The 13,918-nt window shown below is 68.5% G+C and carries 14 protein-coding genes, 1 tRNA gene, 1 pseudogene and 1 riboswitch; of the genes and pseudogenes, 4 read left to right on the top strand and 12 right to left on the bottom strand.

Annotated features, from left to right (window positions below):
* Positions 1–14 precede the first annotated feature (14 nt).
* Complete coding sequence (locus OP04_RS30950) at positions 15–1,118, bottom strand: PP2C family protein-serine/threonine phosphatase (protein WP_033343436.1); 1,104 nt, start codon at positions 1,116–1,118, stop codon at positions 15–17.
* A 188-nt stretch (positions 1,119–1,306) separates the two neighbouring features.
* Here OP04_RS30950 and OP04_RS30945 point away from each other — a divergent pair, with 188 nt between their 5' ends.
* From OP04_RS30945 to OP04_RS30935, 3 genes are all read left to right on the top strand, one after another.
* On the top strand, positions 1,307–1,849 hold the full coding sequence (locus OP04_RS30945) for a phosphoribosyltransferase family protein (RefSeq protein WP_033343435.1): 543 nt from the start codon (positions 1,307–1,309) through the stop codon (positions 1,847–1,849).
* Between the two features lie 113 nt (positions 1,850–1,962).
* Positions 1,963–2,322 carry an S-adenosylmethionine decarboxylase gene (locus OP04_RS30940; RefSeq protein WP_033343434.1) on the top strand — a complete coding sequence of 120 codons (360 nt, stop codon included), beginning with the start codon at positions 1,963–1,965 and terminating at the stop codon, positions 2,320–2,322.
* 5 nt (positions 2,323–2,327) lie between these two features.
* Positions 2,328–3,062, top strand: a complete 735-nt coding sequence (locus OP04_RS30935) for a hypothetical protein (protein ID WP_051799380.1) — start codon at positions 2,328–2,330, stop codon at positions 3,060–3,062.
* 2 nt (positions 3,063–3,064) lie between these two features.
* Here the strand turns inward: OP04_RS30935 and OP04_RS30930 are convergent, their stop codons facing one another.
* The 5 genes and pseudogenes from OP04_RS30930 to OP04_RS48645 all read right to left on the bottom strand — a co-directional run bounded on the left by OP04_RS30930 (position 3,065) and on the right by OP04_RS48645 (position 5,180).
* Positions 3,065–3,607 carry a GNAT family N-acetyltransferase gene (locus tag OP04_RS30930; protein WP_033343433.1) on the bottom strand — a complete coding sequence of 181 codons (543 nt, stop codon included), beginning with the start codon at positions 3,605–3,607 and terminating at the stop codon, positions 3,065–3,067.
* Positions 3,608–3,664: 57 nt separating this feature from the next.
* A pseudogene (locus OP04_RS48650) lies at positions 3,665–4,038 on the bottom strand (type II toxin-antitoxin system VapC family toxin).
* Positions 4,035–4,289, bottom strand: a complete 255-nt coding sequence (locus tag OP04_RS30920; protein WP_033343432.1) for a type II toxin-antitoxin system Phd/YefM family antitoxin — start codon at positions 4,287–4,289, stop codon at positions 4,035–4,037. The pseudogene OP04_RS48650 and the gene OP04_RS30920 overlap by 4 nt, the downstream one beginning before the upstream one ends.
* A 242-nt stretch (positions 4,290–4,531) precedes the next feature.
* Positions 4,532–4,602: transfer RNA gene (locus tag OP04_RS30910), tRNA-Gly, on the bottom strand.
* 68 nt (positions 4,603–4,670) lie between these two features.
* Entirely contained in the window at positions 4,671–5,180 is a 510-nt protein-coding gene (locus tag OP04_RS48645) for a hypothetical protein (protein ID WP_051799379.1), read from the bottom strand.
* Positions 5,181–5,265: 85 nt separating this feature from the next.
* Between OP04_RS48645 and dcd the strand changes: the two genes are divergently transcribed.
* The gene (gene dcd / locus OP04_RS30900) at positions 5,266–5,847 is read left to right on the top strand and encodes a dCTP deaminase (RefSeq protein WP_033343430.1); all 582 of its coding nucleotides are present in this window, start codon (positions 5,266–5,268) and stop codon (positions 5,845–5,847) included.
* A gap of 39 nt (positions 5,848–5,886) precedes the next feature.
* Here dcd and OP04_RS30895 read toward each other — a convergent pair whose 3' ends face one another.
* The 6 genes from OP04_RS30895 to OP04_RS30870 all read right to left on the bottom strand — a co-directional run bounded on the left by OP04_RS30895 (position 5,887) and on the right by OP04_RS30870 (position 13,845).
* Positions 5,887–6,795, bottom strand: coding sequence for a C40 family peptidase (locus OP04_RS30895; protein WP_198154044.1), 909 nt, complete (start codon positions 6,793–6,795; stop codon positions 5,887–5,889).
* Between the two features lie 92 nt (positions 6,796–6,887).
* Positions 6,888–7,061: riboswitch (cyclic di-AMP (ydaO/yuaA leader) on the bottom strand.
* A 138-nt stretch (positions 7,062–7,199) separates the two neighbouring features.
* Positions 7,200–7,949, bottom strand: a complete 750-nt coding sequence (locus OP04_RS30890; protein WP_033343429.1) for a LamG-like jellyroll fold domain-containing protein — start codon at positions 7,947–7,949, stop codon at positions 7,200–7,202.
* A 150-nt stretch (positions 7,950–8,099) separates the two neighbouring features.
* The gene (locus OP04_RS30885) at positions 8,100–8,954 is read right to left on the bottom strand and encodes a C40 family peptidase (RefSeq protein WP_051799377.1); all 855 of its coding nucleotides are present in this window, start codon (positions 8,952–8,954) and stop codon (positions 8,100–8,102) included.
* 291 nt (positions 8,955–9,245) lie between these two features.
* The gene (locus tag OP04_RS30880) at positions 9,246–10,259 is read right to left on the bottom strand and encodes a hemolysin family protein (protein WP_033343427.1); all 1,014 of its coding nucleotides are present in this window, start codon (positions 10,257–10,259) and stop codon (positions 9,246–9,248) included.
* Positions 10,252–11,541, bottom strand: a complete 1,290-nt coding sequence (locus tag OP04_RS30875; protein ID WP_033343426.1) for a hemolysin family protein — start codon at positions 11,539–11,541, stop codon at positions 10,252–10,254. The genes OP04_RS30880 and OP04_RS30875 overlap by 8 nt, the downstream gene beginning before the upstream one ends.
* Before the next feature lie 147 nt (positions 11,542–11,688).
* Positions 11,689–13,845 carry a (Fe-S)-binding protein gene (locus tag OP04_RS30870; RefSeq protein ID WP_033343425.1) on the bottom strand — a complete coding sequence of 719 codons (2,157 nt, stop codon included), beginning with the start codon at positions 13,843–13,845 and terminating at the stop codon, positions 11,689–11,691.
* Positions 13,846–13,918 lie beyond the last annotated feature (73 nt).

Genomic DNA, 13,918 nt, shown 5'->3' with positions numbered 1-13,918 from the left:
CCCGCGGCGTAGCGTTACGAGCCGGCGGCGCCGACTTCCCAGCTCGGCATGGCCGCGTTCGCCACGGGCCGGGGGCCGGTGTACTCCATCAGCACCAGCGCGATGTCATCGTCCAGCCGTCCGTGCACCCACTCCTGCAGCGCGGACTCCAACGAGGCCAGTCCGTCACCGACAGTGCCGTGCCCGACCAACTGCCAGGCACGCTCGGCCGTCGGGAAGAACTCACCTTCCCGGCGCGCCTCGCCGAGGCCGTCGGTGAAGAGAAGTAGCCGGTCGCCGGGCTCCAGCCGTTCCACTCGCGGCTGGGCCTCCGGCCGAAAACCCAGCGGGGGTACGGGAGCGGGCGGATCAAGCGTGATCACCTTGCCCCGGCGCAGCAGCAGCGGGGACGGGTGCCCACAGTTGACGATGGTCAGCGTGCCGCCGCGCTCCTCGACCAGCACCGCGGTCACGAAGTCCTCGTCACCGACGCTGCGGGCCACGGCCCGGTCCAGGTCCGCGAGGACGGTGCGCAGGTCACCACGCTCGAACGCGACATGCCGGTACGACCCGAGCACGATGCTGGCGAGCCGGACCGCGTCCAGCCCCTTGCCACGCACGTCACCGATGATCATCCGTACCCCGTAAGGGGTGTCCAGCGCCTCGTAGAGGTCGCCGCCGATGTCCGCGGCCGCGGTCGCGGAGATGTAACGACCGGCCACCGCGAGCGTGCCGACGTGCGGGCCGATCGGGCGCAGCACCGCCTGCTGCGCGACCTGTGCCAGCTTGAACAGCTCGTCGATGCGGCGGGCCTGGCGATCGCGGATCGTCGCGACGCCGGCCGCGATGCCGGTGGACAGCCCCACACCGGCCACATTGACCGCGGCCGGGAACGAGGGGTCGAAGAGCACGAACGCGGCGCCGACCACGGTGGCCAGCGCGCCCACGGCCAGCACCACCCGCCAGGAGGCGAACGCGGCGGCCAGGAACGGCGCGGCCGCGACCAGCCCCACGTAGCTGGCGTCGGTGCCGTCGGCCATCTCGATCACGGACACGAGTGCGAGCAGCGCGACGGCCGCGCCGATGCCGGCGCGGGATCCGGGGCTGAGCGGGCGACGGCCCGTGAGGAGACTGTGCATTGGTCCGGGACCAGCATGCCTGATCGACCGACGGGACTGCACCAACTTGCCCCCTAGTCTGATGTCGATCTGACCGGACGGCGGGGTGGAGGGGTCGCCCGGCTGTCGCCCGATCGAGTCGCCCTTGTGGGGTGCGTTTCGGGGAGGCGGTGGGTTGCACCGTTGTGACGCGGGAGCAAGATGATCTGGTGTCGTCGGACCTTACCACCGAATTGATTGGCGCATTTCGCTGGAACGACCCGGGCCGGGACTTCCCGCACCTGGTCAGTGACCTCTCCGGCTGGTGGCGCTCGCCCACGATCGTCCGCGCGCTTGGCCCGGCGCTGGCCGCTCTGTTCCACGACGAGGCCCCGACCGTGGTGGTGGCGCCGGAGGTCACCGGCTTCATCGTGGGACCGCTGGTCGCGGTGGCCTTCGAGGTGGGGTTCGTCGAGGCGTACAAGGGAGGCCACTCCCCTGTCGCTGAGCCGATGACCTGGGCGAACGTGGCCTCCGACCACAAGGGCCGGCAGCTGTCGCTCGGCGTCCGCAGCCGTCAGCTGCGCCCCGGCGACCGCGCGCTGATCGTCGACGACTGGATCACCACGGGCGGCCAGTCCCGCGCGCTCGGCGAGATCATCGCGGCCTGCGGCGCCGTCACGATCGGCACGGCCGCGATCGTGGCCGAATGCACGACCGAGGTCGCGACCGCACTGCGTGTCCGCAGCCTCCTGAGGGCCGAACAGCTTTAGGCTTTTTGCGCCTTATCTCATTCGTTGGGTCATCTGGAAGAGCGGCTGCGCGCCGGGCCTACTGTGGACGATCATTTTGATCATCCTTATAGATCCACGCGAATCGAGCAACCGTGTCCGAATTCAGAGACCTCGCCCCCGGCATCACCCGCCAGCGGCTCGTCGTCGAGGGTTACCCGTCCTTCCCCGTCTCCGAGGTCCACATCCGGACGTACCTGCACGAGCTGTCCCAGGTCACCGGCATGGTCCCGCTCATCCCGCCGGTCACACACCGATCCACACGGTACGGCTGGGCCGGCTGGATCCACTGGGAGACCTCCGGCGCCCACTTCTACGCCTGGGACGACCCACTGCTCTTCTTCAGCGTCGACATCTACACCTGCAAGCCCTTCGACCCGGCCGCCGTCATCGCGTTCACCGCCGCCTTCTTCGCCGTCACCTCTCCCGCATCGATCGTGGCGAAGGAGTTCTGACCCGCATGCGCTTCATCTCGACGCTGGTCGGCCCGTCGTCGCCGCTCGCCGCCGCGGCCCGCACCGTGGAACGGTCGGTCTTCGCGGAGACGTTCGGCAACGACGCCGCCACCATGGAGACCGAGTACGGCCCCTACGAGCCCGCGAGCCGCTTCATCGTCGTGCTCGACCGGGCCCGGCAGCACCCCGCCGGCGTCATCCGTCTGATCGACGAGTCTCCCGCCGGCCTCAAGTCCCTCAACGACGCCCCCGCCCACATCGGCGGCACCGTCGCTTCCATCCGCGCACACCACCACATGACCGACGGCCGCCGCGCCATCGACGTCGCCACCCTGGCCGTCCTGCCCGGCTATCGCGGCGCGCGCTCCGCCCTGGTCAGCACGCTGCTCTACCGCACCCTCTACCGTGCCTTCACCCGCGACCACATCACCCACGTCGTCGCCATGATCGACGCCCCCGCCTACCGCAACCTCCGCCGCATCGGCACGCCTTTCGTACCCATGCTGGGCTCATCGCCCTTCTCCTACCTGGGCGCCCCCGAGACCCACGCCCTCTACGGCGACTTCCAGACGTTCGGCCCCTCGATCCGCGCCAACGCCATACGCTTACGCACCGCCGCCCGCCCGTCCCTGACCGACCTGCGAGCCCCTCGCCGCTGGCTGTTCCGCCGCGCCGCCGCCCACATCGCCACCACCATCATCACCGGCAAGGGCCTGGACCCTCACATCCACCTGGACTGACGTCAGAGTGCCGTGGCCTGGCGAGGATTGATGATCGAATACAGCAGCGAGTCACGCCACCCACCATTCGTGAAGACATGATCACGCAGGCGGCCTTCGTACTCCATCCCGACCTTGCCCGCAACAGCCACCGACGCGAGACTGTCCGGCCCGATGGCCGCGGTGATCCGATGAAGGCCCAGCTCGGCGAACCCGAAGTTCACCAGTGAACGAGCCGCCTCGGACGCATAGCCGTTGCCCCAGTGGTCGGCATGGATCGCATACCCGAGCTTCGCGGCCTCGACACCGCCGAGGGCGAGCCGGGCAAAGCCGATCAGCCTGTCGTCGGCAAGCGTGGCCGCAAGGTAGTACTCGTTCCGGACCTCGCACCGTGCGCGGTCGATCACGCCGCCGATCATCTCAACGGCCTGCTGCATCGTGCGGCTGTCGAAGGACAGAAACCGAGTCACACGGTCATCTCCGATGATGGCGTGCACGTCAGCCGCATCACCAGATCGGAACTCCCGGAGAGTAACGACACCACCCGCAAGGATCACCGGATACATCCCCCGATTCTGACCCAGCGCCCAGCCTGGCCCGTGGCCCGCCGATGGCCGTACGGGTCAGACCTTCAGGAGATCCACGTCGTACAGGCTCATCGTCGCATCGCGGGAGGTGAGGGTGAACCCTTCGACGGCGGCTTGAGCGATGAGCATCCGGTCGAACGGATCACGGTGATGCAGCGGGAGCCGACGGGCCGCGATCGCATGCGCGAAGGTGACAGGCAACTCGCGGAAGCCGGCATCGCGGATCTGCTCGGCCAGGTCGACCGGCCCGGCGAGTTTGCCGGCGGTCTGCTTGATGGGATCTCCCACAGGCTGACCGGCGACAGGTAGACGTCCGGGTCGTGGCGTAGACGATCGAGGATGTCCTCACCGAGGGTCGCGTCGCCGGTGATGGCCCAGAGCGCCACGTGGGTGTCCAGGAGAAGGCTCATCCACCGACCCCGAAGCCATCGGCGATCGCCGCGTTCGTCTCCGGCGAGTCCCAGTCACTCGAGAGGTCGACCTGCCCGGCCAGCGACCCGATGGCGGTGCGGTTGACCCGGCGCACCAGGAGGATCACCTTCGCCACAGGCGTGCCGGCCCGGTCAATGATGATCTCTTCGCCGTTCTCCACCCGCTCGATGATCCGCGACAGGTGAGTCTTCGCTTCATGCATGTTGAAGTGCACAGCCTCAGCAGACATCACATCACCCCCGCGCTTAGCTGACCACCTAGTCCGACTGCACCCGCCCCGCCCTCCCAGCGTCGAAGCCTGAAACCGCCGACCGCCGGCCCCGTACCCCCAAAATGGTTTTGATCTGAAGCAACCCGCGCCCGCCCACCCAACGCGACCACCAGACCGCGGGGTCTGGGGGCTCGGCCCCCAGGGATAATGCGAGAAGGCCCCTGTCCGCGCTCTCTGCGGACAGGGGCCTTCTGACTTCGAGCGGGTGACGGGAATCGAACCCGCACTGTCAGCTTGGGAAGCTGATGTTCTGCCATTGAACTACACCCGCGAGGTGCCGACTTACTGTACCTGGTTGTCCGATCCTGGCGCGAGCGCCATGCCTGTGAAAGCGCTGAGTCAGGCGGCGGGGCCGATGACAATTTCGACGCTGGGGGCGTGGTCGCGCCAGACCTGGACGGCGGGGCGGGCGTTGGCGTTGGCGGCGAGGGGGGTGGCGCCGCCGCGGCCGTGGCGGGCGAGCATGGCGACGTCGACGGTGAATTCGTAGAGGCGCCAGTCGACGTGGGGCTCGGCGCGGAGGTCGCCGGCGAGGCGGTGGATGCGGGCGATGTCGGTGACCGGGTGGGCGTAGCCGGCGAGGTAGGCCTCGTCGTCGCTGTCTTCGGGCGGGAAGCTGTGCAGCGCGTAGCGGCCGTCGAGGTCGAGGTCGCGGCGTTTCGGGGAGTCGACGATGAAGCAGAAGAGGCCCTCGGACGTGATGACCGGGGAGACGGGGTGGACTCGGGGGCCGCCGTCGGAGCGGACGGTGGCGAGGTAGCCGAGGCCGGGACCGTACTGCTGCATGAGCGCGCGGATGGCGGCGGCCAAGCCGGGTTGCTGGGAGGCGAATGCGGTCCAGGTAGCCATGCGGCAATCCTATCGAACACACGTTCGAACGGCCAGGTAAAACCGCCGCGCAAAAGGGCGAAACGGCGAAAGGTAGGGTGTCCGGATGCTTCTCTCCGACCGGGACCTCGTTGCCGAGATCAAGGCCGGCACGCTGGCCCTCGATCCGTTCGAGGCCGCGCTGGTCCAGCCGTCCAGCATCGACGTGCGGCTTGACCGGCTCTTTCGCGTCTTCAACAACCATCTGTATACGCACATCGACCCGTCGGTGCAGCAGGACGAGCTGACCTCCGAGGTGGACGTGCCGGCGGGGCAGCCGTTCGTGCTTCACCCGGGAGAGTTCGTGCTGGCCTCCACGTTGGAGGTGATCTCGCTCGGGGATCAGCTGGCGGGACGCCTGGAGGGCAAGAGCAGCCTGGGCCGGCTGGGCCTGCTGACGCACTCGACGGCCGGGTTCATCGACCCGGGGTTCAGCGGCCACGTGACGCTGGAGTTGTCGAACGTGGCGAACCTGCCGATCATGCTCTGGCCGGGCATGAAGATCGGGCAGCTGTGCATCTTCCGGCTGTCGTCGCCGGCGGAGCACCCGTACGGCTCCGAGGTCTACGGCTCGCGGTACCAGGGCCAGCGCGGCCCGACGCCGAGCCGATCGTGGCGTAACTGGCGCACCTGGCCGACGACGGCATGAAAAGAGGCCGCCCCCGCAAGAGCAGGGGCGGCCTTTCCGCTACAGCGGACTACCGAAGCTGTGGATCTGCATCGCGTCGATCTTCATCATCCGCACCGGTTCCGCCGGGTTGGGAGCATGGACCACCCACCCGTTCCCCACGTACATGCCGACGTGGCTGAGGTCGGAGTGGTAGAAGACGAAGTCGCCTGCCTGCAGGTCAGCCCGGCTCACCGACTTCATCATCCCGCGCTGCGCGGCCGCGTTGTGCGGGTACGAGATGCCCACCTTGTTCCACGCCGCGAGCATCAGCCCGGAGCAGTCGAAGGCGTCCGGACCGGCGGCGGCCCACACGTACGGCTTGCCGATCTGCGCGCACGCGAACTTGACCACGGTGCTGCGCTTGCCGCCCGGGTACTCGTACGGGCAAGGGGCCGGGGCCAGCGCGCCGCCGCCACCGTTGCCGTACACCTGGATGCGGAGCTTCTGCAGATCGTCGACCTTGGTGTTGATCTCCTTGGTCTTCGCCGCGAGCTCGGCCTCCTGCTTGGTGAGGTCGATGACGAGCGCGTCGAGCGGGGCCTTCTCGGCCTCCAGCTGATCCTTCAGCGCGACGACCTCGGCGATGTCCCGGCTCTGGACGCGGGCGAAGTGGTCGAGGATCTCGAGCTGGTTGGTCAGCGTGGTGGGCGAGCCGGTCATCAGGATGGACCCGAGCTCGCTCGCGGGGCCGGTCTTGTACTCCTCGGCCGCGATCGCGCCGACCCGGCCCATGACCGCGTCGACCTGCGTCCTGAGCGGCGCGATCTTCACACTGAGCGCCTCGGCCTGCTTCTTCTTCTTGTCCAGCTCCTGCCGGGTCGAGTTGTGCTTCTCGATGGTCGGCTCAAGATCGTGCCAAGCCTCATCGATCTGCTTTTCCACATCGGCCACGGACGGTTCGGCATGGGCGGCGGTTCCACCGAGCATGACCACCATCACGGTGGCCAGGGCGGAAATCGCACCGACGATGACGGACCGATTTCGGAGCGCAGCAATACCTGCCACCGAAGTCAAAGCTCCCTTGTGTCCCTGACCGCCTACCGGGTTAGCTGACGGGTTCGGGCGGGTGAGGCCGGTGCAGTAGCGCTCACCACAGGGTATCGCCCTACCGTCGGGAAACAGCCCGACGGATTCACCCCAGTGCTTCCTGGGTCCCCGGTTCGTCGAGGTCGACGATTCGGCGGTGTCAGGCTCGCGGCGATCGGGGGTGATCGTCCTTCATCGAGCCCGGCGAACTCCAAGGCTAGAGAGGCAAAACGGGCACCGCAAGCGGATCAACCTCATAAATCGGTACGTAAAAAGACGGTCGCAGAACGTTAGGAAACTGTCAGTTAATTGATGGTCACGTATACGTCATCGACGAGACCAGCATATTGATCGTTGTTCACGGTCACGCTCTTGCCGCCGATTCGCAGCGGTTCCGCATTCACGATGGACAGCGTGGCCGGCAGCTTCGTAGAGCCGCGCCGCACGCCGTCCACGGAGATCGACAGCGCACTGCCGGCCCGCACGCACCCCAGGGCATGCCAGCGGCCGTCCGCGACCCGCAACGGGGCTACCACCCGGTAGATGTGCGTCGGGCTCGCCACGACACAGCTGGGCCGGCCGGCGATGCCGTCGACCTGAAGCTTGTACTGCGTGCCGCCGCCGACGGAGAAGCCCTTCTGCACCACGTTCGCGCCGTCCGCGGTGTCGGTGGGCCGCATCAGCACCGCGGCGCCGTACTGGAGCCGCCGGACGCCGGGGTTGAGCACGGCGGGATCACCGCCCTCCAGGATCGTGCGGGGGCAGTTCTGCGGCAGCGCGGCGCAGCGGGCCGGGAAGACCGCGGCCCAGCCGGCACCGTGCCGGGAGAAGCCGAGCACGCCACCGACCGCGGACCGGGCACGCAGCAGGTACCGGCCGGAGGCGTCCACGACCGGCTTACCGGCGCCGGCGTCGAAGGTGAAACGCACCGAGACGGCGCGGGACACCGAGGCGACCGGAACCGTCGGGGCGGGCGCGGACGCCCGCGAGGAGGAGACCGCGATCGTGCCGGTCAACAGCGTGAGAACGACAGCGACCCGGCCCGCCAATTTCACCCAAATAACGCATGATTCGGACATTCCACCATTGTGGGGAGCGGTCGGTGTGCTACCGGGGGACCCACCGAGCGCATCCATGGAAATCATGCAAAAGCGGGAGCCCCCACCGGCCATCCGGTGAGGGCTCCCGCCAGGAAAAGCGAATCGTCAGCCGAATCGGCGGAAACCGACGACCGGCAGCACGCTGATGCTCAGCACCTCGACCGACATGCCCGGCTGCGGCGCGTGCACCATCTTGCCGCCGCCCAGGTAGATGCCGTCGTGGCTCAGGCCGCTGTAGAAGAAGACCACGTCACCGGCCCGCGCCTGGGCGGCGCTGACGGCGGTGCCCATGTTCCACTGCGCGGTGGTGCTGTGCGGGAGGCCGACACCGGCGGCACCCCAGGCGTAGGCGACCAGGCCGGAGCAGTCGAACGAGCCGGGGCCGGCGGCACCGTACACGTACGGCTTACCGATCTGCGCGCACGCGGTGGCCACGGCCGTGGCGGCCGCACCGGTCGCACCGGACGCCGAGCAGGAGCCGCCGCCGCTGCTGGGGACGTTGGCAACCGAGCCGTACGCCTCCGTCTGCATCTTCTCGAGCTCGTCGAGCTCCTTCTCGACCTGCGTCTTCTTGTCGGAGAGCTCCTTGTCGCGCTTCTCTCCGTCGGCGACGACCTTGTCGAGGTCGGCCTTCTGCTTGTCCATCTCGCTGCGCGCCACGGTCACCGCGTCGATGTCCGCGCGCTCGATCTCGGCCAGCCGGTCCAGGTAGACGAGCTGGTCGGTGAGCGCGGTGGGGGAGCTGGTGCGCAGGATGGAGTTGATGCCGGAAGCGGGACCGGCGCGGTACGACCGGTTGGCCATCACGCCGACCTTGTCGACCGCGACCTTCATCTGGTCGTTGAGCGGCTGCATCTTGGCTTCCAGCTCAGTGCGCTTCTTCTGGTTGGCCTTCAGTTCGCCGTGGACCTTGTTGTACTCCTCGACCATCGGCTCCAGCTCCTCCCACTTCTCCGCCATCTGAGCCTCGATCTGCGCGAGGGTGGGCTCAGCATGAGCGGGAGCGGACAGGAGCGTGAGGCTGAAGAGCACAGCCGCGCCGGCGGAGAGGAAAACACGAGTCGCAAAACGACGGGGACGCAACGAGAGCCTGGGCGTCACCGGGGCTCGCCTCCGAGGGGGGTGAGAGGTCTGCCGGACCCGGGTCATAGTACCGGCGTGGGACGAGGACTCACCTTAGGACGTTTACGCGTCCGTTATCAACCCAATGGCGATTACCAATTCGTACCGCATTCAAGCACTCACAAATCGTTACGCTAAATCGCCACCAACCACCGCAGTAAGCACATCGTCCAAAGTGAGAATGCCGAGCGGCGCACGTCCGTCGCTGACCAGAACCATGTGCCGGCGCTCGCGGCGCATACCGATGAGCAGATCCGCGAGGGTACGGTCCGGCGGCACCACCGCCAGCGGACGCACGACCTCCGGCGGCACGGGCAGGCGGCGCGCGGCCCCCTCGTACCCCAGGATGTCCTTGACGTGGATGAATCCCAGCACCCGCCGCGTCGACCGCTGCACGACCGGGAAGCGCGACCGCCCGGTCCGCGTGGAGAGCACCTCCAGCGACGCCGGCGACACGTCCTCGGAGACCGTCACCACGGTCAGCCACTCGCGCAGCGCGTCGGCCGCGGTCTGCCGGCTCATCGCGAGCGCGCCGGTGATCCGTGCGTGCTCCTCGCTGCCGAGCAGCCCCTCCGCCTGCGCCTGGCTGGCCAGCCCGGCCAGCTCCTCTGCGGTGAACACGGTCTTCACCGCGTCCGCGGACTCGATCCCCCAGATCCGCAGGATCTGCCGGGACGCCCACTTCATGGCCAGCAGCAGCGGCTTCGTGGCGGTGCAGAACGCCAGCATGGCCGGGCCGAGCCAGAGCGCGGCCGGTTCCGGGCCGGCCAGCGTGATGTTCTTCGGCACCATCTCGCCGAGCACGGTGTGCAGGCCGACGACCAGGCCGAGCGCGATCGTGAACGCGATCGGGTGGACGGCCGGCTCCGGCACGTGCACGGCGTGGAACGGCGCCTCCAGGAAGTGCGCGATGGCCGGTTCCGCGATCGCGCCCAGGCCGAGCGAGCAGATCGTGACGCCGAGCTGGGCGCCGGCGATCATCAGCGGGATCTGGTTCATCGCGGCCAGCGCGAGCCTGGCCTGCGCGGACGTCTCGGCCATCGGCTCGAGCACGGTCGGCCGCGACGCGATCAGTGCGAACTCGCCGCCGACGAAGAACGCGTTACCCAGCAACAGGAGCACGGTGAGGCCGATCTCAAGCATCGGGCGCCACGATCCTGACCTGCTCGATCCGGTGCCGCTCGACCTCGATCACGGTGAACTCCCAGCCGTCGTCCTCGACCGTCTCCCCCGGTGCCGGGATGTGGCCGAGCCTGGCCATCAGGTAACCGCCGAGCGTCTCGTACGGCCCCTCCGGTAATCGGAAGCCGGTCTGTTCCAGCAGCTCGTCCTCGCGCAGCACACCGTCGACCAGGCTGGTGCGCTCGTCGCCGGGCGCGGTCAGCTCGTCCGGATGCAGCTCGGCGACGTCGTGCTCGTCCGCGATCTCGCCGACCAGCTCCTCGACCAGGTCCTCCACGGTCACCACGCCGTCCGTGCCGCCGTACTCGTCGACCACGATGGCCAGGTCCGCGTTGCCGGCCCGCAGCGCCGCGAGCACGCCGTCCAGGTTCAGGCTCTCCGGGACCAGCACCGGCTCGCGCGCGACCGTCGCGACCGTGGTGGTGGCACGGCGGTGCAGCGGCACGCCGAGCGCGTCCGGCACGCCGACCACGCCGGTGATCTGGTCCAGCGTCAGTTCGTAGACCGGGAAGCGGGTGCGACCGGTCTCCCGGGCCAGCGTGATCAGCTCCGCGACCGTGGACGTGGACCGCAGCGCCACCACGTCCACCCGCGGTGTCATCGCCTCGGCCGCGCGCTTGTCCGCGAACCGGATCGTGCGACGCAGCAGCGTGGCGGTCTCCACCGACACCTCGCCGGCCTGGGCGGAGATGGTGGCGAGCAGGCCCAGCTCGTCCGCGGAGCGTGCGCTGGCCAGCTCCTCCTGCGGCTCGATGCCGAAGCGGCGTACCACCCAGTTCGCGGCGTTGTTGAGCGCGCGGATCAGCCAGCCGAACATCACCGAGAACACGCGCATCGGACCGGCCGTGACCAGGGCGGCACGCATCGGGCGGGCCAGCGCCGCGTTCTTCGGCAGCAGCTCGCCGAAGAGCATGGAGAACAGGGTCGCGATCACGAGCGCGAGCAGCGGCGCGACCGCCTCGGCCCGGACGCCGAGCAGCGGGCGCAGCACCGGGTCGATCAGGCTGGCCAGCGCCGGCTCGGCCAGATATCCGGTGAGCAGCGCCGTGATCGTGATGCCGAGCTGCGCACCGGAGAGCTGGAAAGACAGTTCATGAAGCGCCGCGCGTACGCCCCGGGCGCTGCGGTCCCCGCCGTCGGCCCGCCGGTCGATCTCGACGCGATCCACCGTGATCAGCCCGAACTCGGCCGCCACGAAGAACGCGTTTCCGGCTGTGAGCAGGGCGAATGCGACCAGCGGCAGCAGTGTGGTGAGTAGGAGCCCGTCGATGATCGATTCACCTCGGCCTTAGTCTGCCGGACGACGCCGTGGTCCGCAGACGACCGCGGCACCTGAGGTAGATCCTTGTCTGCCTCGGGTGCCGCGGTAAAGCATCAAAAGCTCAAAATCTTACGCAGAGGGTACGTTGCCCGCCTTGATCGACCGGAGCAGCACCGTCGCCACGTCCACGACCTCGACTTCCTCGTGCTTGCCCTTCGCGTTCACACCGTCGCCGAGCATCGTGAAGCAGAACGGGCAGCCGACCGCGATCGTCTGCGCGTTCGTGGCCAGCGCCTCCTCGGTGCGCTCGATGTTGATGCGCTTGCCGATCTTCTCCTCCATCCACATGCGCGCGCCGCCGGCGCCGCAGCAGAAGGACCGCTCCATGTTGCGCGGCATCTCGGTCAGCCCGTCCTTGACCGCGGAGCCGAGCACCTCGCGCGGCGGCGTGAAGACCCGGTTGTGCCGGCCGAGGTAGCACGGGTCGTGGTACGTGACGCCGCCGTCGATCTGGTTGACCGGCGTCAGTTTCCCGGTCGCGACCAGGTGGCTGAGCAGCTCGGTGTGGTGCACGACCTCGACCTCCAGGCCGAGATCCTGGTACTCGTTGCCGAGCGTGTTAAAGCAGTGCGGGCAGGTGGCGACGATCTTCTTGACGTTCGCCTCCTTGAGCGTCTCCACGTTCTGCTGGGCGAGCATCTGGTAGATGAACTCGTTGCCGATCCGGCGGGCCGGGTCGCCGGTGCAGGTCTCGCCCTCGCCGAGGATCGCGAAGTCGACGCCGGCCTCGTTGAGCAGCGTCGCGACCGCGCGCGTGGTCTTCTTCGCCTTGTCCTCGAACGCGCCGGCGCAGCCGACCCAGAACAGGTACTCGAAGTCCTCGTCGCCGCCGGCCCGCTTGATCTCGAAGTCCAGGCCCTTGGTCCAGTCCTCGCGGGTGTTCTGCGGGGAGCCCCAGGGGTTGCCCTTGTTCTCCAGGTTGCGCAGCATGACGCCGGCCTCGGAGGGGAAGTTCGACTCGATCAGCACCTGGTAGCGGCGCATGTCGACGATGTGGTCCACGTGCTCGATGTCGACCGGGCACTGCTCGACGCAGGCGCCGCAGGTGGTGCAGGACCAGAGCACGTCCGGGTCGATGACGCCCATCTCGGCCTCGTCGCCGATCAGCGGGCGCTTGCCCTCGGCCACGGCCAGCACGTCCATGTGCGCGAGCTGGGCCTCGGTGGCCTTCTCCTCGCCCATCAGATCCTTGCCGCCGCCGGCCAGCAGGTAGGGCGCCTTCGCGTAGGCGTGGTCCCGCAGGCTCAGGATCATGAGCTTCGGGGAGAGCGGCTTGCCGGTGTTCCACGCCGGGCACTGCGACTGGCAGCGGCCGCACTCGGTGCAGGTGGAGAAGTCCAGCAGGCCCTTCCAGGTGAACTGCTCGACCTGGTTGACGCCGAACTGGTCCTTCTCCGGGTCCGCCTCCTCGAAGTCGAGCGGCTTGCCCTCGCTCATCATCGGCCGGAGCGCACCGAGGCCGGAGCCGGCCGGCTTCGCGGGCTCGCGCTTGAAGTAGATGTTGAAGAACGCCAGGAACCGGTGCCAGGCGACGCCCATGGTGACGTTCAGCGAGATCACGATGAGCCAGGTCATCGAGATCATGATCTTGACCATGGCCGCGACGCTGGCGCCCGCCTCCCAGTCCGGGAGCACGGCGCCGACCGCGTGGCTGAGCGGCGCGGCCCAGAGCGGGTAGGCGAAGTGGCCGGTGGCGACCTTGAAGCCGCGGATCAGGAACCCGAAGATCAGGACCAGCAGCACGATCCACTCGACGAAGTAGCCCTGCCACATCGTGGAGCCGGTGAAGCGGGAGCGGCCGCCGGGCCGGCTCGGCCGGTTCGCCAGGCGCACCGCCATCAGGTAGACGATGCCGGCGATGCCGAAGATCGCGATCCACTCGGTCGCGAGGCCGAAGACCACCCAATGGCCGATGATCGGCAGCTCACCGGTGGGCGTGACGACCTCGAAGTACGCCTCCAGCACCAGCAGCGACAGCACGATGAAGCCGACCATCACGAACCAGTGCGCGGCGCCGATCAGGCTCCACTTGAACATCCGGGTGTGCAGCGCGGTCTCCCGCAGCATGACCACGGTGCGCGACAGCGGGTCGGCCAGCCGGTCGGGCGCGGGTTGCCCGAGCCTGATCACCTGGACGATCCGGCGGACCGCGCGCACCGCCAGCACGACGGCGACCGCCGTGATGGCGAAGGCGACGATCGTCGTCACGATCTGGACGCTGCCCATGCGAAGGCCTCCCGGGACTGCGGCGATGTTACGGCGGCGACACGAGCCTACGCGCGTGGTTACTCATGAGTAA

Source organism: Catenuloplanes japonicus, assembly GCF_000717135.1.
Lineage (GTDB): Bacteria > Actinomycetota > Actinomycetes > Mycobacteriales > Micromonosporaceae > Catenuloplanes > Catenuloplanes japonicus.
This window is presented reverse-complemented; position numbering and strand designations above follow the sequence as displayed.

Bases quoted from the DNA above. Each gene is read 5' to 3' on its own strand.
- OP04_RS30950 (WP_033343436.1), bottom strand. From the start codon at position 1,118: ATGCACAGTCTCCTCACGGGCCGTCGCCCGCTCAGCCCCGGATCCCGC.
- OP04_RS30935 (WP_051799380.1), top strand. From the start codon at position 2,328: ATGCGCTTCATCTCGACGCTGGTCGGCCCGTCGTCGCCGCTCGCCGCC.
- OP04_RS30930 (WP_033343433.1), bottom strand. From the start codon at position 3,607: ATGTATCCGGTGATCCTTGCGGGTGGTGTCGTTACTCTCCGGGAGTTC.
- OP04_RS30920 (WP_033343432.1), bottom strand. From the start codon at position 4,289: ATGTCTGCTGAGGCTGTGCACTTCAACATGCATGAAGCGAAGACTCAC.
- OP04_RS48645 (WP_051799379.1), bottom strand. From the start codon at position 5,180: ATGGCTACCTGGACCGCATTCGCCTCCCAGCAACCCGGCTTGGCCGCC.
- dcd (WP_033343430.1), top strand. From the start codon at position 5,266: ATGCTTCTCTCCGACCGGGACCTCGTTGCCGAGATCAAGGCCGGCACG.
- OP04_RS30895 (WP_198154044.1), bottom strand. From the start codon at position 6,795: ATGCTCGGTGGAACCGCCGCCCATGCCGAACCGTCCGTGGCCGATGTG.
- OP04_RS30885 (WP_051799377.1), bottom strand. From the start codon at position 8,954: ATGGCGGAGAAGTGGGAGGAGCTGGAGCCGATGGTCGAGGAGTACAAC.
- OP04_RS30880 (WP_033343427.1), bottom strand. From the start codon at position 10,259: ATGCTTGAGATCGGCCTCACCGTGCTCCTGTTGCTGGGTAACGCGTTC.
- OP04_RS30870 (WP_033343425.1), bottom strand. From the start codon at position 13,845: ATGGGCAGCGTCCAGATCGTGACGACGATCGTCGCCTTCGCCATCACG.